The organism is Psychroserpens sp. AS72, from assembly GCF_038900375.1.
Classification (GTDB): domain Bacteria; phylum Bacteroidota; class Bacteroidia; order Flavobacteriales; family Flavobacteriaceae; genus Psychroserpens.
On the sequence record NZ_JBBMRC010000007.1, the window covers coordinates 1 to 21,878 of the forward strand.

19 protein-coding genes, 1 other RNA gene and 1 pseudogene are annotated in these 21,878 nt (G+C 31.7%); 11 read left to right on the forward strand and 10 right to left on the reverse strand.

Translation table 11 applies throughout. The features are described from left to right. Both WNY78_RS13005 and WNY78_RS13010 read right to left on the reverse strand, forming a co-directional pair. Positions 1–3,242 (reverse strand): annotated as a pseudogene (locus tag WNY78_RS13005) (hypothetical protein); the annotation flags it as partial. A gap of 31 nt (positions 3,243–3,273) precedes the next feature. Continuing rightward, positions 3,274–3,717, reverse strand: a complete 444-nt coding sequence (locus WNY78_RS13010; protein WP_342873642.1) for a hypothetical protein — start codon at positions 3,715–3,717, stop codon at positions 3,274–3,276. 320 nt (positions 3,718–4,037) lie between these two features. Between WNY78_RS13010 and WNY78_RS13015 the strand changes: the two genes are divergently transcribed. From WNY78_RS13015 to WNY78_RS13030, 4 genes are all read left to right on the forward strand, one after another. Then, entirely contained in the window at positions 4,038–4,523 is a 486-nt protein-coding gene (locus tag WNY78_RS13015) for a histidine phosphatase family protein (protein ID WP_342873643.1), read from the forward strand. Continuing rightward, positions 4,523–6,574 (forward strand): polyphosphate kinase 1, encoded by a 2,052-nt coding sequence (gene ppk1 / locus WNY78_RS13020; protein ID WP_342873644.1) that lies wholly within the window; start codon positions 4,523–4,525, stop codon positions 6,572–6,574. Before WNY78_RS13015 ends, ppk1 begins: the two co-directional genes overlap by 1 nt. Position 6,575: 1 nt before the next feature. Further along, on the forward strand, positions 6,576–7,481 hold the full coding sequence (locus tag WNY78_RS13025) for an exopolyphosphatase (protein ID WP_342873645.1): 906 nt from the start codon (positions 6,576–6,578) through the stop codon (positions 7,479–7,481). A 160-nt stretch (positions 7,482–7,641) separates the two neighbouring features. Beyond that, entirely contained in the window at positions 7,642–8,172 is a 531-nt protein-coding gene (locus WNY78_RS13030) for a porin family protein (protein WP_342873646.1), read from the forward strand. Positions 8,173–8,253: 81 nt separating this feature from the next. On the opposite strand, the gene WNY78_RS13035 is transcribed toward WNY78_RS13030, so the two are convergent. From WNY78_RS13035 to dnaX, 4 genes are read right to left on the reverse strand one after another with little or no spacing between them, the layout of a single operon-like run. Then, complete coding sequence (locus WNY78_RS13035; protein WP_342873647.1) at positions 8,254–9,765, reverse strand: T9SS type A sorting domain-containing protein; 1,512 nt, start codon at positions 9,763–9,765, stop codon at positions 8,254–8,256. A gap of 31 nt (positions 9,766–9,796) precedes the next feature. Then, positions 9,797–10,378 carry a tRNA-(ms[2]io[6]A)-hydroxylase gene (locus tag WNY78_RS13040; RefSeq protein ID WP_342873648.1) on the reverse strand — a complete coding sequence of 194 codons (582 nt, stop codon included), beginning with the start codon at positions 10,376–10,378 and terminating at the stop codon, positions 9,797–9,799. Positions 10,379–10,380: 2 nt separating this feature from the next. After that, positions 10,381–10,944: a hypothetical protein gene (locus WNY78_RS13045; protein WP_342873649.1), complete on the reverse strand. Its 564-nt coding sequence runs from the start codon at positions 10,942–10,944 to the stop codon at positions 10,381–10,383. 11 nt (positions 10,945–10,955) lie between these two features. Next, on the reverse strand, positions 10,956–12,698 hold the full coding sequence (dnaX, locus tag WNY78_RS13050) for a DNA polymerase III subunit gamma/tau (protein ID WP_342873650.1): 1,743 nt from the start codon (positions 12,696–12,698) through the stop codon (positions 10,956–10,958). 217 nt (positions 12,699–12,915) lie between these two features. On the opposite strand from dnaX, the gene rnpB reads away from it, so the two are divergent. Further along, positions 12,916–13,232: RNase P RNA component class A (rnpB, locus tag WNY78_RS13055), an RNA gene on the forward strand. A gap of 52 nt (positions 13,233–13,284) precedes the next feature. Here rnpB and WNY78_RS13060 read toward each other — a convergent pair. From WNY78_RS13060 to WNY78_RS13075, 4 genes are all read right to left on the reverse strand, one after another. Further along, positions 13,285–13,818, reverse strand: a complete 534-nt coding sequence (locus WNY78_RS13060) for a hypothetical protein (protein WP_342873651.1) — start codon at positions 13,816–13,818, stop codon at positions 13,285–13,287. 229 nt (positions 13,819–14,047) lie between these two features. After that, on the reverse strand, positions 14,048–14,581 hold the full coding sequence (locus WNY78_RS13065) for an RsmD family RNA methyltransferase (RefSeq protein ID WP_342873652.1): 534 nt from the start codon (positions 14,579–14,581) through the stop codon (positions 14,048–14,050). Next, positions 14,581–15,360 carry a DUF3822 family protein gene (locus WNY78_RS13070; RefSeq protein ID WP_342873653.1) on the reverse strand — a complete coding sequence of 260 codons (780 nt, stop codon included), beginning with the start codon at positions 15,358–15,360 and terminating at the stop codon, positions 14,581–14,583. Before WNY78_RS13070 ends, WNY78_RS13065 begins: the two co-directional genes overlap by 1 nt. A gap of 28 nt (positions 15,361–15,388) precedes the next feature. Then, a complete protein-coding gene (locus tag WNY78_RS13075) occupies positions 15,389–16,129 on the reverse strand; it encodes a hypothetical protein (protein ID WP_342873654.1) in 741 nt (246 codons plus the stop codon). A gap of 366 nt (positions 16,130–16,495) precedes the next feature. On the opposite strand from WNY78_RS13075, the gene WNY78_RS13080 reads away from it, so the two are divergent. The 6 genes from WNY78_RS13080 to WNY78_RS13105 all read left to right on the forward strand — a co-directional run bounded on the left by WNY78_RS13080 (position 16,496) and on the right by WNY78_RS13105 (position 21,877). Then, entirely contained in the window at positions 16,496–17,923 is a 1,428-nt protein-coding gene (locus tag WNY78_RS13080) for an ATP-binding domain-containing protein (protein ID WP_342873655.1), read from the forward strand. Between the two features lie 159 nt (positions 17,924–18,082). Next, positions 18,083–18,649, forward strand: a complete 567-nt coding sequence (locus tag WNY78_RS13085) for a DUF4126 domain-containing protein (protein ID WP_342873656.1) — start codon at positions 18,083–18,085, stop codon at positions 18,647–18,649. 45 nt (positions 18,650–18,694) lie between these two features. Next, positions 18,695–19,423, forward strand: a complete 729-nt coding sequence (gene kdsB, locus WNY78_RS13090) for a 3-deoxy-manno-octulosonate cytidylyltransferase (protein ID WP_342873657.1) — start codon at positions 18,695–18,697, stop codon at positions 19,421–19,423. Beyond that, positions 19,424–20,128: an HAD family hydrolase gene (locus WNY78_RS13095; protein ID WP_342873658.1), complete on the forward strand. Its 705-nt coding sequence runs from the start codon at positions 19,424–19,426 to the stop codon at positions 20,126–20,128. Continuing rightward, positions 20,128–20,748: a CatA-like O-acetyltransferase gene (locus tag WNY78_RS13100; protein ID WP_342873659.1), complete on the forward strand. Its 621-nt coding sequence runs from the start codon at positions 20,128–20,130 to the stop codon at positions 20,746–20,748. The genes WNY78_RS13095 and WNY78_RS13100 overlap by 1 nt, the downstream gene beginning before the upstream one ends. Before the next feature lie 46 nt (positions 20,749–20,794). After that, on the forward strand, positions 20,795–21,877 hold the full coding sequence (locus WNY78_RS13105) for an iron-containing alcohol dehydrogenase family protein (protein WP_342873660.1): 1,083 nt from the start codon (positions 20,795–20,797) through the stop codon (positions 21,875–21,877). Position 21,878 lies beyond the last annotated feature (1 nt).

The window sequence follows — 21,878 nt, forward strand, 5'->3', positions numbered from 1 at the left end:
AAGTTAGCAAAGTCATAATTTGAAGTGACTTGACCAGTAAAATCAGTATCACATGAATCTACAGCACAAGCTTCAAGCGCAGCAATATTTGCAGTATTCCAAGCATCAGCAAGTGTTTCATTATTAGTATCTGTACATTCTAGAGTTGTGTTTTCTACAGTACATCCAGTTACATCTGGAGCGATGGTATCAACAACTGAAATTGCTTGAATTTCTGAAATTGTATTACCACAATCATCAGTAGCTGTCCAAGTTCTAGTAATAGTTTCAGTAGATCCACATGCTGCAACTGTTTCATCATTGAATGTTACAATAACATTTCCGCAGGTATCAGTAGCAGTAGCCGTTCCAGTAGCTGAAGGATCTGTACTTTCTGTACATTCAACATCAATATCTGAAGGGATACTTAGTGTAGGAGCTTCATCGTCTTCAACTGTAATTGTTTGAATTTCTGAAGTTGAGTTTCCACATTCATCGACAGCAGTCCAAGTTCTAGAAATGACTTGAGTATTTCCACAATCTGCAACAGTTGAATCTGAATAGCTTATAGTTGCATTTCCGCAGTTATCTGTAGCAGTAGCAACTCCAGTATTTGGTGGATTAGTATCTTCACCACACTCTCTAATTTTATTAGTAGGTATTGTAATTACTGGAGGAGTTGTGTCTTCAACAGTAATAATTTGTTCTTGAGACGTTGTGTTATCACAAGCATCAGTAGCAGTCCAAGTTCTAGTAATGGTCTCAGTATTTCCACATGCAGCCACAGAAGAATCGACAAAAGTTACTGTAACAGTTCCACATGTATCCGTTGCAGTTGCAGTTCCAGTTGCTGAAGGAACTGTACTAGTTGAACATTCAATTGTAGCATCAGCAGGAACTGTTAATGTTGGAGGAGTTGTGTCCACAACAGTTATTGTTTGTGTATCTGATGTTTGATTGCCACATTCATCTGTAGCAGTCCAAGTTCTAGTAATAGTTTCTGTGTTTCCGCAAGAATTTATTGAATTATCTTCAAAAGTAATAGTTACATTTCCGCAGTTATCAGTTCCTGTAGCATTACCAGTATCTGAAGGCGCAGTACTTTCGGTACATTGAATTGTAGTGTCAGCAGGAACATTTAAGGTTGGATTGGTTGTATCTATGACTGTAATAACTTGAGTATGTATTGTTTCATTATTACAATCATCTGTAGCAGTCCATGTACGTGTTAATGTATATTCATTATCACATTCTGTATTAGTTCTAGTTTGTTCATAGTTAACTGATATAGTTCCACAACTCACAGTAGCTGTAAGTGTTGGAGCATCAGGAACATCATCACATTGCACTGTTTCATTTTGTGGTAATGCTTCATTAAATTCAGGATTATTTGGGTTTCCAATTGTAATTACCTGAACGTAAGGTGGACTAGTTCTTCCACAAGAATCGGTAAAAGTCCATGAATTTGTATAAGTTCCAGAACTTGGGCAATTTGGATCAGATACAAAATTTCCAGTAGTTTTAGTATAAGTAAAGTCGCATTTATCTGTTTCAGGTTCTAATGATAAAGCATTATCAAGTGCACTTTGGTCATTACAATCAATATTTCTATCTAAATCATTTGGTGGATTAGACCAAGTTGCTTCAGCTGGCATATTTACCGTAATTACTGAAGGATCTTGTACACCAATATTACATTCGTCTAATGTAGCCGAACTAAATGTCGTTTGTTTAATAGGATTAAGAACTCCATTGTATGTTGCAGTAAACTGTAATTCGAATGTTCGATCACAATTTTCTTCCAAGAAATAACATTCATCTTTTACTACTATATTTAAACCGATATTTATTGATGGACTTCCAACATTAACTAAACCGTCTATAAAATTAAATTTTAGTTCTCGAGTGGTTGTATTAAAGTTATATGTAATTCCATTAAGTAATGAACTTGTACCTAAAAATTCTACTTGAGGAGGAAGAATGGTTGAAATTTCTAAATTAACAGCATTATCATTACCTAAATTTAGTATGTCGAAATCAAATCCTAAATTTTCACCAGCATCAGTTGGGTTAGCACCAGAATTTAAAACCATTTCAATTGGGTTAAGATCTGGAGCCCAAACGTCTACAGATAATCCTAATAAGTATAATCCGTAAGTTTCTTGATTAGACGTAAGTCTTATAGTTGCAGAAGTTTGGTTATTCCCAATAACTGTATTGAATGGATATCCATTATCTAATGAAAATACTGCAGCATCAAAACCTAATGTATTGGTACTTGCAGGATTTCTATCTGTAAAATTAGAATTACCTACCGTTATTCTACTATTGAAAAAATTATTAGAACCTCTTTCAGGTGCTGAAATGTCTACAAAATTGTTAATTACATTCTTTATTTGAAGTTTATCACCACTTAAATCTCTATCACCTTCTAAAGAACCGATCACAATTTTAGCGCTAACTGGTCCGATTGGTATTGTTTGAAAACCATTAAAGTTTATATCAAAATCATTATCGATACCTGAATCACCATCTCTTACGTGTGCATAACCATCAAAAATACTAACATTTTTTGAAGGTAATTTTGGACTTTCATAAATAAAAACAACTTGCCATCCGCCAGAAGTTCCAGTATTACCACTAGGATGTGAGGTAAGACTACCTATTTTAGCTTCTACATTGGCAACTTGATATTTTCCATATGGATTTGGTACACCTAAAACCGCATTGGTGATATCTTTAATACATATGTATGGATCATTACTAAAGTGTGTATCTCTTCCTCTAAAAATAACTTCATCTGCAGTTAGAGTGGTATAGTTAGTTTGTCCAGGCAACATTAGTTTTACATCATTGTAATTCCAGTTGGATTGATTTTCAGAATTGGCATCCGAAGTTGGTTCTTTATCAGCAGCAGCCCAATATAAATATGCTTTTTTAATACTTAAACATGTTAATGATGGCTCAGGATTAGAAAAATTAGCACTACTAGAGTTGAATGTACTGCTTCCTATACCAGTATTACCATCAATGTCAACATAGACATTGTCTGTAAAATCATGGTTTCCACTGCTACCTGTATAATTTTCAGTTGCTGTTCTAGAAAGCATGTTATTTGCTATAATAGTAACATCACCCTTAATTGTTTGGTTAAAACGTGGCGTAAAAATCTCTTTTACTTGAGCAAATGAAGCAAAGCTTAGAAGCAAGGCAAGCCCAAAAAAGACTTTGTAAAATATGGGGAATTGAGTAGCGTTTTTCATACACCCGAAAGTTTAGTTTTTTATAGTAGGATTAATTAAAATCTTTTGGATCTGGTATCAACGACTCAATAATAATAGCATTGCTCACGGCATTACCATTACTTGAAATAGCCTTAATTTCAGTGCAATTCCACGAATTAAGTTTTGCATTTAGTGGTCTAGAAATTTTGACATATACTTCAATTGATTCTCCAGGTTTAAGATTTAGTTGATCAGCTTGTGTAGCTTTATACTTATTCATAATTTGATGTGAAAGATCGATTTGACTAGATTTTTCATCAACACATTGTTTATTTATCGCCGAGATTGAAAACGACATTTTTATATTTCCTGTATTTGTAACTCCTAATAAATAGAGGTGTTCCTTTTCAGAATTCGGTTTATCTGTCCCTTTAAGAATTGATAGCTTTAAATCTTGCCCATAAGATGACAGGATAGTAAGCAGAACAAAAACTAGTGTTATAATTGCTTTCATAGTTAAAAATTGATTAACAAATTTTATGGTCGCTTTGCGATGTTGTATTTTTCTTTGGTTAAATAAATTGCTTATCAATTAAACATGTTTTGCCTAATTTTATAATCAAGATATTTTGAGGGAAGAACAATGGTAAACAATACCATTGAAATGGATTTATTAATATATTTTTGACTTGGGGTTATTATATAAATTAACTTTACAAATGAACTGATTACTAATAGGTTTGACAAATTTTAATGTTAAAGGGAGCAAAATACTCGTTAAAACGGAATTATACAACATTTTATCGATAAAAAATGCATTTAAACGAATAAAAAATGAAAACACTTGTACTAGTTAGGCATGCAAAATCTTCTTGGGAGCACAATGTTGGCGATAAAAAACGACCATTGAAAAAGAGAGGAAAGAACGATGCTACTTTGGTTTCTATTGCTTTTAAAAATAGAGAGTTAGTGCTAGATAAAGTATATTCTAGTCCTGCAAATCGAGCTTTGTCAACTTGTAAGATTTTTATAAATAATTTAAATTTTGATAACAGTAAATTGGCAATTGTAGATGAGTTATATGATTTTGGAGGAGAACAAGTCATTAATTTTTTAAAAACGATTGATGTAAATTATCAAAATATTATGATTTTTGGTCATAATCATGCATTCACATCTATTTGCAATATATTTGGCAATTCATTTATTGATAATCTTCCAACTAGTGGTTTAGTAGTTATAGATTTTGATATAAAAACATGGGAAGAAATCAATAAAGGAAACACAAGATTTACAATTTTTCCAAGAGATTTAAAATAATGACAAAAGATAAAAATAGTTATATAAATAGAGAGTTAAGCTGGCTTCAATTTAATGATAGAGTATTACAAGAGGCTGCAGATGAAAGTGTACCTTTAATTGAGCGTTTTCGTTTTTTAGGAATTTTTTCTAATAATTTAGATGAATTTTTTAAAGTGCGATATGCTACTGTAAAACGAATTGATGAAGCTGGAAAAGGAGGGAAGAGTGAATTAGGTATTAAGGCTTCAGAACTCTTAGAAATCATCACGCAAGTTGTTATTAAACAGCAGAGTACAAGTTTAGATATCTTAGCAAATATTGGTCAAAAGTTAGAAAATGAAGGTGTTTTCATTGTTAATGAAACAAATATTAATAAAGAGCATCACGATTTTATAAAAAACTATTTTATCCAGCACGTTAGTCCTGCTTTAGTAACTATAATACTAAATGATTCTTTGGAGTTACCAGTACTTAAAGATATTTCTGCGTATTTGGCAGTTAAGATGGAGCTTGAAAATGGTCATAAACAATATGCTCTAATTGAGATTCCAAAATCTATGGATCGTTTTATTGTACTTCCATCTATTGAAGGTAAAAGTTACATTATAATCTTAGATGATATACTTAGGTATTGTTTAGATGATATTTTTAACATTTTTAATTATACTAGTATCAGCGCTAATATGATTAAAATAACAAGAGATGGAGAGTTAGATTTTGATAGTGATTTGAGTAAGAGTTTTATAGAAAAACTATCAGATAGTGTAAAAGACAGACAAATAGGAGATCCTGTTCGCTTTGTATATGATAAAACTATAGAAGAAGAAACTTTAGCCTATCTCATGGCTAAAATGGGTATAGAAACTAAAGACAGTGTTATTCCAGGAGGTCGTTACCATAATCGTAGAGACTATATGGATTTTCCTAGTCTAGGAAGAACAGATTTACTGTACAAAAAAATAAAACCTCTTCAAATTAAAGGGCTAAGTATTCAAAACAGTATTTTTAGTTCTATAGCAAAAAAAGATTATTTGCTTAATACACCTTATCAAACGTTCTCTTATGTTGTAAAGTTTTTACGTGAAGCAGCTCTTGACCCTCAAGTGAATTCTATTAAAATTACTATTTATAGGCTAGCTCAAATTTCGCATATTGCGAGTTCATTAATTAATGCTGCTAAAAACGGTAAAAAAGTTACTGTAGTTATCGAGCTGAGAGCACGTTTTGATGAGCAAGCAAATATAGATTACGCTGAACAAATGCAAGATGAAGGTGTTAATCTATTATTTGGAGTTGCAGGCTTAAAAGTTCATAGTAAAATATGTGTCATTGAACGTGAGGAAGGAAATTCTACAAAACGTTACGGATTTATAAGCACAGGTAATTTCAATGAATCTACTGCAAAAGTATATACTGATTTTACATTATTTACTGCAAATCAAAAAGTTTTAAAAGATATTAATAAGGTTTTTAACTTCTTTGAAACTAATTATCGCATATATCGATATAAACATATAATAACATCTCCTCATTACACGAAGTCAAAATTATTTGCGCTTATTGATAATGAAATACAGAATGTAAAAAAAGGAAAACCTGCATATATTAAGCTGAAATTAAACAGTATCTCCAGTTACAAAATGGTAGATAAATTATATGAAGCTAGTAGAGCTGGTGTCAAAATTCAAATGATAGTACGAGGCATTTGTTGTTTAGTTCCTGGTGTTAAAGGAATGAGTGAAAATATAGAAGTTATTAGTATTATAGATAAATTTTTAGAACATACGAGACTGTATGTGTTTTGCAATGATAATGATACAAAGGTTTATATTTCTTCGGCAGATTGGATGACTCGTAATATTGAGAATAGAGTTGAAGTAAGTTGCCCTATTTATCAAGAAGATATTAAAAAAGAATTACTAGATGTTTTTGATATTTGCTGGAGCGATAATGTAAAGGCGAGAATTGTAGATAGTTCTCAAAGTAATCAATACCGTAGAAATAGTAAAGATAAAGTAAGGGCTCAATTTGCGCTCTATGATTATTTTAAAGAAAAATTAAATTCATAGTATGTTAAGCATTAAAAAATATGCGGCAATTGATATTGGGTCCAATGCTGTTAGACTTTTAATTTCAAGTATTATAGAGCAAAAAGGTCAGCCAGTAAAGTTTAAGAAAACATCTTTAGTACGTGTACCTATTAGACTTGGTGCAGATGTGTTTTTGACTGGAGAAATTTCCGAAGGAAATAAGAATCGGATGCTTGATACCATGTTTGCGTTTAAATTATTGATGAAATCTCATAAAGTGGTTACCTACAAAGCTTGTGCTACATCTGCAATGCGAGAAGCAGATAATGGCATTGAATTATCCAAACTTATTTCAAAAAAAGCGAAAATAGATATAGATATTATTGGAGGTGAAGAAGAAGCTGCAATTATTGCTGCAACAGATTTACACTCCTATATCAAACCAGATAAAACATATCTTTATGTAGATGTAGGTGGTGGTAGTACCGAGTTTACTGTGATTCATCTTGGTAAAACTGTTGCATCAAAATCGTTTAAAATAGGAACTGTTAGATTGCTTAACGATATCGTTAAAAAAGAAACGTGGCAAGAACTAGAAATTTGGATTAAAGCTAATACTAAAGGATATGATGTACTAGACTTAATAGGTTCTGGTGGTAACATTAATAAAATTTTTAAAATTTCTGGTAAAGCCATTGGTAAGCCATTGACATATTTCTATTTAACTTCGTATTATAATAAACTTCAAACGTATTCATATGAAGAACGTATTACTGAGCTTGAACTTAATCCAGATCGTGCAGATGTGATTATACCTGCAACTAGAATTTATTTATCGGCAATGAAATGGAGTGGAGCTAAAGATATTTATGTTCCTAAAATTGGTTTAGCAGACGGAATCATAAAAAGTGTTTACTTTAAAACAGTATCAAGTATAGATCTCTAAAGAATTGATTATTACATGTGTTTTAAGCCTTGAAAATCAATAATTATTTTTTATTTTTAAATTTCATCCTATATTAGCAGTCTCAAATCTTTGCTAATAGCTAGCATAATTTTGAATTCATTCTCTTAAAAAAGAGAAACCTAATTTAAATATTAAACTAATGAAATCAATTTTACTTACCCTATTATTTATCACTGTTACAACATTGTCATTCTCTCAAGAAGTGAGCTATGGTATTAGAGGTGGTTTAAATGTCTCAAATTTAGATTTTGATCCAGATGCAACATTTAATAACCAACACAGAAATGGTTTTGCCTTTGGAGGATTCGTTGATTATGGTGTTTCAGACAATTTTTCTGTTCAATTAGAAATTCAATATTCTGCTGAAGGTGGAAAAGCAGATGAGTTAAGAGCAGACTATATTCAAATGCCAATTATGGCACGTTTTGGATTAAGTGATAAATTTACTGTAGGTATAGGACCAATGGCAAGTTTAAAAACATGGAAAGATAATGATGGATTTGCTACATTCACTTTTTCTGGAGTTGGAGGAGTTGAATACATGATTAATGATGAATTATTCGTTGATGCACGTGTTCACTACGGTTTAAGTAATATTCTTGATGATGATTTAACAGATGTAGAAGCTCAAAACACGACGTTTCAATTTGGATTTGGTATTAGAATCTAATTACTTTATTATATAAAATATAAAAGCTTCAGTGTTATACTGAAGCTTTTTTTATGCATTTTATTTTTTTCAGCGGAAATATTATTCCTTGATAAATTTAACTGTTTCAAACACGTTCTCGTCTGTTGACACTTTTAAGACGTACAATCCAGACTGTAATTGATTAACATTAATTGAATTAGAGTCTAATACACCATTTGTAACCCGTTGACCAGTAATAGAAAATATCTCGTAGTTAGAGCCTAATACGTTTAGTGATGTTGATATATCTAAACGATTTGAAACAGGATTTTTAAACAAGGATATTTCCGAATTATAAAACTCGTTGTCGTCAATAGATAAAGCTTGTCTGCCATAGAAAGCTTGATTTCCATTTATTAGGTTAGTGACAACTAAAGTGGCATCATCACCAGTGCCTGTGATTTCGTAGTCTAACTCTGTAGATCCACTATTTACTGTACTTAGTACTTGAGTAAAATAATAATTCTCAAAGAGCTCCTCTTCTGTAGTATTGCACATTCCCAAGGTTGCTGAAATAAATTCAGCATTAAAGGTCTGTTGTGGATTAAAATAATAATCACTTTGAAACCCATTACATACGCCAGAACCAAATAATGTGAAACCTAACAAATCACCAGGCATTGTGCTAAAAAAAATATCTGGAGTACTTCCACTTGGATTATTAATTTGGTTTCCATCTACGACCATATTATATAAATACCATTGACCAATCATATTTGCAGGAGGCGATTGTTCACCAAATATTAGTACTTCTCCTATGGTATTGGTTAAAACTAGTGTATTACCGTCGTCTTGAAGTTCGTAGCTAAAAATCGCATCAATTTCATTGCTAAGAACAGAAAAATAAGTTGGCTCGTAAAAATTATCTTCACTACAATCTATAAAGGTTTGATTAAAAATGAAAATATTAAATTCATTTTCATTAGAGGAATACATATTATGATCTGCGAAAAAATCATTACAACCTCCCGATCCAAAAACACCCATGCTTATTGTCCCATTATCAAATGGAGATATCTCTAGGGTTGTATTATCAATTGGAGAAGGATAAATTACTCCATCTGCTGTTTCAGTACTGTAAGAATACCAAGTTTTAAAAATAGTTATAGTTGGAACCGTTTTGCCGTAAATGATGTAATCTCCATTTGGGTTTAAAATTGTTAGTATTTGATCATTCCCAGTTCCCTCAATAGTATAAGTAAAACCTATGGGAACTCCTTGTATATCTGGTGTAATGATAGAGCTATACTTGTAATAATATGCACCATAGGCATCAGAATTATTACACGAATCAGATTGACCCAATTCAAGAATATTTAAAGTTACAGAGTCAATGATTTCATATTGTCCAAAATAAAAATTACATGGCGAATCACCATTAAATTCATTATAATCTTCAAACCCAGTAGCTGTTTCAGAAAAATCTATAGATAATTCACCAATGTAATTGTCGTGCTGTACACCATCTGTGTTTATAGATTGAACGTACCATTCTCCTATGAGTAAATTACTTTGAGCAAACGTCAAATTAAAAGAAAACAATAAAACAAGAAGTAAGTAAAACTGTTTCACGAGTTAGTAGATTTTATACTAAGATAAAAAATCATCCATGAATAGTTTCACTTTTACTCAAATTTTTCATGATTTCTGCCTCAAAATCAAGAAGTTGTTGCCATTTCTCATCAACTTCTTCACGTTCTCCATATTGTCTAGCAAAACCTAAAAACATGGTATAATGATTGGCTTCACTAACCATTAAATTTCTATAAAACTCTGCGAGTTCTTTGTCTTTTAATTCTTCAGAGAGTAATCTAAAACGTTCGCAACTTCTTGCTTCAATAAGTGCAGCATAAAGCAATCTGTGTACGAGTTGCGTTGTTCTACTACCTCCTTTTGGGAAAAATTTAATGAGTTGAATCACATATTCATCTTTACGATCACGACCTAAAACCCAACCTTTGGCTATGATTCTATCATGTACCATTTTAAAATGACTTATTTCTTCTTTAACGAGTGCTGTCATTTCAGTCACTAATTCTGTATATTCTGGAAAGCTTACAATCAATGAAATGGCAGTACTCGTTGCTTTTTGCTCACAGTACGCATGATCTGTGAGAATCTCTTCAATATTTTTTTCTACGATATTAACCCATCGTGGATCTGTTGGTAATTTTAATCCTAACATAATTAACTACGGTCTTCAATCAATGTTAAACGCTCGTTTCCTGTTTTGTCAATGAGGATTTCGTATAATTTAAATCCATTATTCTTTGGATTGATAACAGAAATACCTAATGATAATGTTGACGTATTTGATGCTTCTTGGTTGACCCAAACGTGTTCTAATGTGGCATTATTCCAAAATTCAGAAGACTCAAAACCTCTAAATTTTTCTACGGAAATGTGCCTGTCATAAATAATCTTATCTTCTACAGCAACAACGATATCAGATTCAAAAACACGATGAAATTCAGACGTTTTATTTGAGTTTTTAACAGTCTGTTTTATGAGTATTTCCTGATCCATGATAGCATAATTTTTTATGCTCACTTTAAACGTTTTAGAAATTATAGAATCAGTTTTTATTTCAGTATAACTTTCAGGTTTGTAATCTCTTAAGTCTATTAATGTCTGGTTATTGTTGAACTCTAAAACAGCATCGTTTATGCGATCAATTTTACTTTTTCTACCTTCACAAGACGTTAAAACGAATAGTAGAATTATTGGAATAAAAAGAACTGTTTTTTTCATGTTAAATGGGTTTAGATATCTAAGCCAAAAGTTTGTCTTAGCAATTCAATATTTGGGTTTTTCTCTTTTAGTTTTTCGTATTTATCTTCTGCAGTAAACGCATATTTTTTTGCAATTTCTTCGTTGACAGTAATCACTAATTTTAAATCAAAATTTTTGAGTGATTTCTTAATAAATTCCATTAATGGATATTGTGCTCGCTCTAATTCGATTTTTAAAGTTTCATTTGGATAGGCGAGATGAATATCTATACCTTTAAGTTTTGGTGTATCCATTTCTAAAATGGAAGCCATGATTTTCTCTCCTTTTTTATGAAGTTGCTTGATGTAGGTATTCCATGCGTTGTGAAACTGCTCTTCGGTAAATGCTTCAGTAGGTAAATCATCAACATCAATGACAACTTCCATTTGTCTAATTTGATGTTCTTTTTTAGCTCTAATACTTTTTAATGATAAACCAGATGTGCGTTGATCTTTCTTTAAATCTAGTACAGGTCGAGGTTTTTCGGCTGTAACAGGATTATCAACAGTTTTTTTATCGTTTTCTGAATTGTTTTTTTCGCTCGTGCTGAGCGTAGTCGATGTATCAGAATCTTGAGTTGGTTTCTCTTTTTTAATTGTAACAGGAATAGGAGTAATTCCTTTAGCTTTGAAGTAAGATGCTGGAATTATGTAATATTTGCTATTTTTTTTTTCTCCATCAAAAGTGATAGAGGCAAGCTGCATGAGACAAAGTTCGACCAGAAGTCGCTGGTTTTTACTGCCTTTATATTTTAAATCACAATCATTTGCGAGTGCAATACCTTTTAAAAGAAAGTCTTGTGGAGCTATTTTAGACTGTTTTAGATATTTAGCTTTTGTGTCTTCTCCAACTTCAAGAAGCTCGATAGTTTTTTCATTTTTACAGACTAATAAATCTCTAAAATGAGATGCTAGTCCTGCGATGTAATGATGACCATCAAATCCTTTTGATAGTGTCGTATTAAATTGTACGAGTAATTCTGGAATTTTATTCTCCAATATATAATCTGTACTGGTAAAATAAGTTTCGTAATCGAGAACGTTTAAATTTTCGGTAACAGATTGCCTAGTCAGCTCTTTTCCGGAGAAACTTACCACACGATCAAATATAGAAAGTGCGTCACGCATAGCTCCATCTGCTTTTTGAGCAATAATGTGCAAAGCATCATCTTCGGCATTGACACCTTGTTCTTTAGCAATATATTTTAAATACTCTTTAGCATCTTTTACAGTGATACGTTTAAAATCAAAAATCTGGCAACGTGATAAAATGGTTGGGATGATTTTATGTTTCTCTGTAGTAGCTAATATGAAAATACAGTGTTTTGGTGGTTCTTCTAGGGTTTTAAGAAACGCATTAAAAGCTGCTGAAGATAACATATGTACCTCATCAATAATATAAACCTTGTATTTACCAACTTGTGGAGGAATACGAACTTGGTCTGTTAAACTTCTAATATCATCAACAGAGTTGTTAGATGCTGCATCTAATTCAAAAATGTTGAAAGCAAAATCTTCATCACCTGTTTCACTACCATCACTATTAATCATTTTTGCCAAAATACGAGCACAAGTTGTTTTACCAACACCACGTGGACCAGTAAATAAAAGGGCTTGGGCTAAATGATTGTTTTCAATAGCATTCAATAAAGTATTGGTAATAGCTTGCTGCCCAACAACATCCTTGAATGTTTCGGGTCTATATTTACGAGCTGATACTACGAAGTGTTCCAAATTTACTTTACTTTTTTGAGCGAATAACAAAGTTAAACATTCAGTATAAAAATAGGAATTATGTTGCTAAGATTTAAATGGAGTTATTAACAATTATTAGGTGTTGAGTTTTAGAATTTCCGATATTTCTACATCGCTCAATACTAGAAAAAAAATTAATGATTATTCATAAATTGAGAATTAGGATTTAGAAATTTGATTATCGTATTTTTGCCAGTAAGTAAATCGCCTTATCGCTGTTTCGATTTATCGAGATGGAGGAAAGTCCGAACACCATAGTGCAATCATAGTGGCTAACAGCCATCCATCGTAAGGTGAGGAAAAGTGCAACAGAAAGTATGTACAGGTTATGCTGTAGTGAAACCAGGTAAACTCTATGTGGTGCAATGTCATGTAAACTAGTGCTTGAGCGTACACGCGCGATACTAGAGGGTAGGCAGCTAAAGTTTGCTGGTAACAGTAAACGTAGATAAATGATAAGGGTCAAAACGTTATGTTTTGATACAGGATTCGGCTTATAGATTTACTTACTCATAAAAAACCCTTTACAATTTGTAAAGGGTTTTTGTTTAAATATACAATGTGTTTATTTTTTAGGAGGTGTTAGTGTGTAACCTTGAGATGTAGCAACATTAAGTATATCGTAATAATAACGTATAAATACAATTTTTCCACCTTCAACTATAGAGGCAGTGTGATAAGGAACTATTATTTGTTTTTTAGTTTTTTTATCTGTTATAGTATTAGTTCCCCAAGATAAAATCCATTCACCTTCATTCCAATTGTTTTCAACTTTTACAGGTAAATACAAGTCTGAACTAATAGAGTGGGTAAATTGATCTGTGCTTTGTTTAAAATAGGCTTTATGTTGTGTAGCATTTAAAGAGTCTAAACCACCTCCTAAGCCATAAATCATAGCCTTTTCATGTAGTTGCTCATTCATTGTGGCGACATCACCTTTTTGTAATGCTCTTGTATAATCTTGTAAAACTGCGATTGCAGTTTTTGCATTTGCAAATTCTAAAGTAACTACAACGTCACTGTCACTGTTTTGTGCGTTTAGGGTTAACCCTAATAAAAGCATAAATACTAATACTAATGATTTTTTTAATGTTCTCATAATTGTTTGATTTTGGTTAATATAATTGTTGTTTAATAGCCATTATTAACACATATCAAAAGTAGGAACTAGAAAGAAGCTTGTTTATAGGTACATTTATGAGTAAAAACTCAGAGTTGTAGTTATATAAATTTAGGTATAAATTTTAATTAGGATTTATACTACAAATAAAGGTGCTCTTACTTGTTTTTAATAGAGGAGATGTACGGTAAATTGAAATCAAGTAGATTTACTCGAAAAAACTAAACATGTTGCCACCATAACTTCTTGAGTGCGTGTAGTGGTCTAAGTGAGATAAATCGGTATGTTTTGAGTGTTCAACAATTAATATTCCGTCGGTTTCTAATAATGTATTCTGAAATACTAACTGCGGAATTTTAGCAAATTCTTTCGTAGGAAAATCGTAAGGAGGATCTGCAAAAATAATAGTATGTTGTTGTTGCGATCGTTCTAAAAATTTGAAGACATCACTTTTTATAGTTGTAATCGACATTTCAAAACTCTCTGCAGTTTCATTAATGAATTTGATGCAACCATAATTTTCGTCTACAGCTGTTATACTTTCTGTACCACGAGAGGCAAACTCGTAACTGATATTACCTGTTCCAGAAAACAAGTCTAAAACAGATATATCATCAAAATAATATTGATTGTTAAGAATATTAAACAGTGACTCCTTAGCCATATCTGTAGTTGGCCTGACTGGTAATTTTTTTGGTGCAGTTATTCTACGACCTTTATATTTGCCTGATACTATACGCATTAGCTAAAGCTGTTTAATAATATATAATCACTATGATTGTTATCTAACTCCGTTTTAAAATCAAAACCATAATTTGGTTTTAAGAACTCTACAAATCTAATATACTTATAAAGGATGTTGTAAAGTGGATCATCTAAGTTAATTTTCCCAGTTAGTACTATTTTAATTGTTTCTGGATTTAATTTTAATTGTTCCATAGTAAATAACACATAGTAAATGAAATCTTCTTTAGAAGAGTATTCAAATGTATTATAAAAAAGGAGTTGTTTGTTTTCTATACTTATGATTTCAAATGTGTTATCATTTACATTGATACAAAAGTTAGTTTCTGTGTTATGAGTTGATTGTTGCAATAAAGTTTCAATCATCACAGTAGAAGCGTGTTTGTAATCAAAGCTACCAAAGGTTTCAAAAATATAATTATTGATATTTATAAGTGGTACATAAACATTAGAGCTATCTACTGTTACTAAGTTGTCGAAGCTTATAAAATCTGTTTTTAAAATCTTTGCGTTGAATTTTAAATAGTCTGCCATATTATTTTCATCAAATAGATCATTAGGCACAAGACAAGATAATTCGTTTTGATAAATACAAGTTACAGAGTCGAATGATTGTTGAAATTCAGGATGAGAATTGATAGTGCTTTTGAGTTCATTAAGTAATTCATAAGGCGTTGCCTTCTTTTCTAAATGTACATGTTTAATGAACTCAACAACATTGCTAGAACGATTTAGGATACAAAAAGAAAGTCCACTCAAACGAATTTGAATGGACATTGCTTTTATACTATTTTGTGCCAATATTTTAGTTATTAGTACTTAAGTTTTTTGGCCAATTACCTTTAGTATCTGCTTCTTGCATTGAGCCTACTTGTAATTTAGAACCTCTAACACCATCTACAGACATAACTTCTTTCTCTTTAGCCACTAAGTTTTTATCTTGATCAAATAAAATCACTTCTTTATCAACAGATGCTTCAAAAACAGGGATGTTAGACTCAGATAAAACTCCAGCGTCTAATTGTACTTTAGAACCTTCTGGACCAATGCCTTTTGGTAGGTTCATCATCGTTTTGTAACGTGTGTCTGCACCAAATAAAGAATCTTTTACAGAAACGAAACCTAACGTGTCTATTAATACTAGAGACTTTGTCATAGTTACACCACCAAAACGTTTTGTTAATTCTTCATCAACAACAGTAGTGTCTCTTCGTTGTGTAATTGTAAATTTTCCTGTTTCAATAAAATTAACAAGTTTTCCAAAATCACTTGTAAATTGACCTTTTACAGTTTTATGAGCTAATTCTGCATCTCTAATGTCTTTAAGCTGAACAATAACTTTTTTATAGCGCTCATCTTTTAGTTTATTGAATTTTATTTCTCCATATACCGAGTCAAACGTTAAGTAACCTAGAAATATAATTAAAGCCCATAATATTATATTGAGTACTGGTTTTAATTTTTTAGGTACAAATTTATCGATTAGCCAAACGATACCAATTGTTAGTGCAATTAGGCCAACAACTACAAGAATTACTTTTAACATAGTTAGTGTTTTTTTATTTTGTTAAGGAGTTACACAAATCTACAATTTTTTTTTAATCGTTAAAACATTGTAGATATAAATTCAATCAAAGGTGAAAGATATAAAATAACTTTCATATTCTAAGAACTCATTTAAACTTTTTGAGTTTTAGCGAAAATTAGATATTCTGTACTGTATTCGCATCATTTTATGTTTCAATAGTATAGCTCTGCATAAGTGAATAATAGCGAATACTCAATACCATAATTTTTTTAGTAAATGATAAAAGCGTAAATGAGTTTTTACACAAAATATGTTTAAGTAGTAACTAAAACGTTTCGGCTTTATACCTTATATTGCATTTCAATTTGTACATCAAATCTTTAAATGACTGCATCAGAATTTTATAAACTATTAATACAAAAGTTTCCTTTTAAACCTACACTAAAGCAAACCATTGCCTTAGAGCAATTATCAAACTTTGTTTTTGATGATTCTTCTAATGCTTTATATCTTTTAAAAGGATTTGCAGGAACTGGAAAAACAAGTATTACAGGTACGTTAGTAACTAATTTATGGCACACTAAAAAAAGCGCAGTTTTATTGGCACCAACAGGTCGTGCTGCAAAAGTGATCTCAAATTACTCAAAAAAGGAAGCCTTTACTATTCATAAAAAGATTTATTTTCCGAAGAAAGATAGAGGAGGAGGTGTGAAATTTGTTTTGCAACCTAACAAGCATCGCAATACCATATTTATTGTTGATGAAGCATCTATGATACCAGATACACCTTCAGATCCTAAAAATTTTGAAAGCACATCCTTATTAGAAGATTTAATGAGCTATGTGTATTCTGGTCATAATTGTAAATTGCTTCTTATAGGTGATAAAGCACAGTTGCCTCCTGTGAAATCAGATTTATCTCCAGCTTTAGATCAAAGACAACTAGAACTAAATTATAATAAAAACGTCATCAGTATAGAGCTTGATGAAGTCGTAAGACAAAGTCAGGATTCCGGAATTTTAAGTAACGCAACCAGAATTAGAGAAGTCATAGAAAATGATTTTTATGAGTCTTTTACGTTTAACCTTAATGGTTTTAAAGACATCGTTAGACTAATAGATGGTCATGAAGTTATGGATGCGATCAATGATTCTTATGGAGCAAACGGTCACGAAGACACTGCCATTATCGTAAGAAGTAATAAACGTGCTAATCTTTATAATCAGCAAATACGAAACCGAATCCTATTTAATGAGAACGAACTGACAGTTGGCGACTTTTTAATGGTCGTTAAAAATAATTACTTCTGGATAAAGCCAACCACAGAAGCTGGTTTCATTGCAAATGGTGATATCATTCAAGTCTTAGAGATTTTCTCAATTACTACCTTGTATGATTTTCGCTTTGCGGAAGTCAAAGTTCAAATGGTTGATTATCCAAAAATGCAACCTTTTGAAACCGTTTTATTGTTAGATACGATAGAAGCAGAAACACCTTCACTTACTTATGAAGACAGTAATCGTTTGTATCAAGAAGTTCAAAAAGATTATGAAGATGAAACATCTAACTATAAAAAATTCTTGAAAATTAAGGGTAATAAGCATTTTAACGCCTTACAAGTTAAGTTTTCATATGCCATAACTTGTCATAAATCACAAGGTGGACAATGGAATACCATTTTTGTTGAACAACCGTATCTACCAAACGGAATAGATAAAGATTACATGAGATGGTTATATACTGCTGCTACGAGAGCTAAAGAAAAATTGTATCTTATTGGCTTTAAAGATGAGTTTTTTGAAGAAGATTGACAATGAGTTTTCAGTCATAGTCTCAGTTTCCAGTTGAAAATAAGATCATAATTATATTTTTTTATTCGGAAATATGACAACTTCAAAATGGCTCGTTTGAACTCTATTTTTAACCTGTTATAATCCCGAAAGCTATCGGGACCGAAGAACGTATTATATATGACAACAGAAACCATCATCAGTATATTTTTAGGCATAGGTTTATCAGCATCTGTTGGTTTTCGAGTTTTCGTACCATTATTTGCGCTTAGTCTTGCAGCATATTTTAATCTCTGGGAACTCAATGAGTCTTGGCAATGGATTGGAAGTTTAACAGCAGTAGTTACTCTAGGTGTTGCAACGCTTGTAGAAATATTTGGGTATTATATTCCATATGTAGATAATATGTTAGATTCTATTGCAATACCATTAGCAACCATAGCAGGAACTGCAGTTATGGTGTCTACCGTTGCCGACTTAAGTCCAGCAATAACTTGGGCATTAGCCATCATAGCAGGAGGAGGAACTGCAGCTGCAGTTGCAGGAAGTTCTGGTGTAACGCGTTTGGCTTCTACAGCAACCACAGGTGGTTTAGCAAATCCTGTAGTATCTACTTTAGAGACAGGTAGTTCTATCGTAATGACTATTGTGTCTCTGTTTATACCTGTTTTAGCATTTGTATTCGTTTTAGTCATTTTGTATATCGTTTTTAGAATGTATAAAAAGTTTAAGCGAAGTAAGACTTAAATGGTATTAAATTTCTATTTTTGATACTCCACAAATTTTAATCACATGAAAATAATTTCAATGATTCCTGCACGCTACAGTGCTTCTCGTTTTCCAGCTAAGCTTATGCAAGATTTAGAAGGGAAAACAGTTATTTTAAGAACTTATGAAGCGACTGTTGCAACACAATTATTTGATGAAGTTTATGTGGTAACAGATAGCAAAATTATTTTTGATGAGATTACCTCAAATGGAGGTAAAGCTATTATGAGTAAAAAAGAACATCAATCTGGTAGTGACCGTATTGCAGAAGCAGTTGCAGATTTAGATGTTGATATTGTCGTAAATGTGCAAGGTGATGAACCTTTTACAGAAAGAGAGAGTTTAGAAAAAGTATTAAAAGCTTTTAAAGAAGATCATAATAAAGAGATAGATTTAGCCTCTTTGATGGTAGAAATTCATGATTGGGATGAAATTAATAATCCAAATACAGTAAAAGTCATTGTTGATCAAAACAGTTTTGCGTTATATTTTTCTCGTAGTCCTATTCCGTTTCCAAGAGATAAGGAAGCTGGAGCTCGTTATTTTAAACATAAAGGTATTTATGCATTTAGAAAAGAAGCGTTGTTAGATTTTTATAAATTACCAATGCAATTTATTGAAGCTACTGAGAAAATTGAGTGTATTAGATATTTAGAATATGGTAAACGAATCAAAATGGTAGAAACGACCATAGAAGGCGTTGAAATTGATACACCTGAAGATTTAGAACGCGCTAAAAAACTCTGGAAATAATTGAATACAAACTATCAAAATATAAAAGTCATCGGTTTTGATGCAGACGATACACTTTGGGTGAACGAGACTTATTTTCGTGAAGCAGAATTGGAATTCGCTAAATTAATGGCACCATATGAAACTGCTAATAAAATAGATCAAGAACTGTTTAAAAAGGAAATCGAAAACTTACCTTTATATGGTTACGGAATTAAAGGTTTTGTTTTATCTATGGTTGAAATGGCTGTTGAGATTTCAAATCATCAAGTGTCTAATAAAACAATTACCAAAATTTTAAATATTGGTAAATATATGCTTGATGCTCCTGTAGAATTGCTAGATGATATTGAAATTACATTAAAAACACTATCTAAAGATTACCGATTAATCGTTTTAACAAAAGGCGACTTATTAGATCAAGAACGAAAACTAGAGAAGTCTAATTTAACATCATATTTTCATCATATTGAAGTAATGAGTGATAAGCAAGAAGCGAATTACTCTAAGGTATTAAATCATTTAGATATTGAGCCGTCTGAGTTTTTGATGATTGGAAATTCTTTAAAATCAGATATTTTGCCACTAGTCAATATTGGTGCAAAAGCAATTCACATCCCATTTCATACTACTTGGTTGCATGAGCAAGTAGGTGAGAAAGAGATAGGAAACAAAGCCTATAAAACGATAACGCGTTTATCAGAATTAAATGAGATTTTGAATTAGTGGAAGTTATCGATATAAATACATGGAAACGTAAGCAACATTACGATCATTTTAAAACATTAAAAGATCCGTATTTTGCTGTGACTTTTCCTGTTGACGTCAGTATAGCTTATAAAAAAGCAAAGGCAAAAAATGTGTCTTTCTTCGGAAAGTACTTGCACGATTGCATGAAAGCGATAAATGATGTAGATGAATTAAAATTAAGAATAAAAGATGATCAGGTTGTTAAATTTGATACCATTAATGCTTCAGCAACGTTAATGCGATCAAATCAAACATTTGGGTTTTCATATATAGAATTTGATGATGAATTAGACCAGTTTTTGAGTCATCTCATTTCAGAAAAAAATAGAATTGAAACCACAGGAGCACTATTTCCTTTGCGAAATGATTTGATGTGTATTCATTGTTCTGCAATGCCTTGGGTTAATTTCTCTGGTCATAAAGAACCTGTTTCTGGAGTATTAGATTCGGTGCCTAAATTAGCTTTTAGTAAAATTGTTAAAGAAAATGATGGAAAAATGATGATGAATGTATCTATAAACGTAAACCACGCATTAGTTGATGGTTACCATATTGGATTATTTGCTGAAAAATTCCAACATTATTTAAATAAATAAAGATAAATCCAACTATGTTTTTATTTTTGTTAAAGAAGACGAATAAATGAGTTATAAAAATTATCCAATGGTGTCCAGAGTCGTTTTTGGACGAGGCAGTTTTAATCAGCTAGGAGATATCATTGCACCTAAACGATTAAATAGAAAAGCTCCATTTATATTTTTGGTAGATGACGTGTTTAAAGGAAACCCTTTAATAACATCTAGACTATCATTAGCTTATGAAGATCAATTACTTTATGTGTCTTCTAAAGAAGAGCCAAAAACATCACAAGTTGATGAGCTTGTTGAGCAAATTATACTAAACCATAAAGATAGACCATCTGGTATTATTGGTATTGGAGGAGGTACAGTTATGGATCTCGCTAAAGCTGTTGCAATTATGATTACCAATGAAGGCGAAGCTAAAGATTATCAAGGTTGGGATTTGGTTAAAAATCCAGCGATTTATCATGTAGGTGTGCCAACAATCTCAGGTACAGGAGCCGAAGTTTCTAGAACTACAATATTAACAGGTCCAGAAAGAAAATTGGGTATCAACAGTGATTTTACACCTTTTGATCAAGTTATATTAGATCCAGAATTGACTGCTGGTGTACCAAAAGACCAATGGTTTTATACTGGTATGGATTGTTTTGTACATTGTATTGAATCTTTAAACGGCACATTTTTAAACGCATTTAGTCAAAGTTACGGAGAGAAAGCACTAGAACTTTGTAAAGAAATATTTCTAACAGATTCGCTTTCTACTGAAGATTCTCAAGATAAATTAATGATGGCTTCTTGGCATGGAGGCATGAGTATCGCATATTCTCAAGTTGGAGTTGCGCATGCTCTAAGTTACGGTTTAGGGTATTTACTTGGTGTTAAACACGGTATTGGAAACTGTATCGTTTTTGAACATTTAGAAGAGTATTATCCTGAAGGTGTTGCCATGTATAAAGCCATGAAAAAGAAACACAACATTACGATACCTCAAGGTATTTGCTCACATTTAGAAGATGATGAATTTGATACGATGATTGATGTGGCCTTAAGTTTGACGCCTTTGTGGGAAAATGCAATTGGAAAAAACTGGGAACAAATCATTACTAGAGATAAGCTAAAAGCGCTCTACCAAAAGATGTAAT

Coding starts and splice junctions, on each gene's coding strand:
- WNY78_RS13075 (WP_342873654.1), bottom strand. CDS start 16,129: ATGTTAAAAGTAATTCTTGTAGTTGTTGGCCTAATTGCACTAACAATT.
- WNY78_RS13065 (WP_342873652.1), bottom strand. CDS start 14,581: ATGCGTATAGTATCAGGCAAATATAAAGGTCGTAGAATAACTGCACCA.
- WNY78_RS13045 (WP_342873649.1), bottom strand. CDS start 10,944: ATGAAAAAAACAGTTCTTTTTATTCCAATAATTCTACTATTCGTTTTA.
- WNY78_RS13010 (WP_342873642.1), bottom strand. CDS start 3,717: ATGAAAGCAATTATAACACTAGTTTTTGTTCTGCTTACTATCCTGTCA.
- WNY78_RS13105 (WP_342873660.1), top strand. CDS start 20,795: ATGAGTTATAAAAATTATCCAATGGTGTCCAGAGTCGTTTTTGGACGA.
- WNY78_RS13040 (WP_342873648.1), bottom strand. CDS start 10,378: ATGTTAGGATTAAAATTACCAACAGATCCACGATGGGTTAATATCGTA.
- ppk1 (WP_342873644.1), top strand. CDS start 4,523: ATGACAAAAGATAAAAATAGTTATATAAATAGAGAGTTAAGCTGGCTT.
- WNY78_RS13030 (WP_342873646.1), top strand. CDS start 7,642: ATGAAATCAATTTTACTTACCCTATTATTTATCACTGTTACAACATTG.
- WNY78_RS13085 (WP_342873656.1), top strand. CDS start 18,083: ATGACAACAGAAACCATCATCAGTATATTTTTAGGCATAGGTTTATCA.
- WNY78_RS13025 (WP_342873645.1), top strand. CDS start 6,576: ATGTTAAGCATTAAAAAATATGCGGCAATTGATATTGGGTCCAATGCT.
- kdsB (WP_342873657.1), top strand. CDS start 18,695: ATGAAAATAATTTCAATGATTCCTGCACGCTACAGTGCTTCTCGTTTT.
- WNY78_RS13060 (WP_342873651.1), bottom strand. CDS start 13,818: ATGAGAACATTAAAAAAATCATTAGTATTAGTATTTATGCTTTTATTA.
- WNY78_RS13080 (WP_342873655.1), top strand. CDS start 16,496: ATGACTGCATCAGAATTTTATAAACTATTAATACAAAAGTTTCCTTTT.
- WNY78_RS13070 (WP_342873653.1), bottom strand. CDS start 15,360: ATGTCCATTCAAATTCGTTTGAGTGGACTTTCTTTTTGTATCCTAAAT.
- WNY78_RS13015 (WP_342873643.1), top strand. CDS start 4,038: ATGAAAACACTTGTACTAGTTAGGCATGCAAAATCTTCTTGGGAGCAC.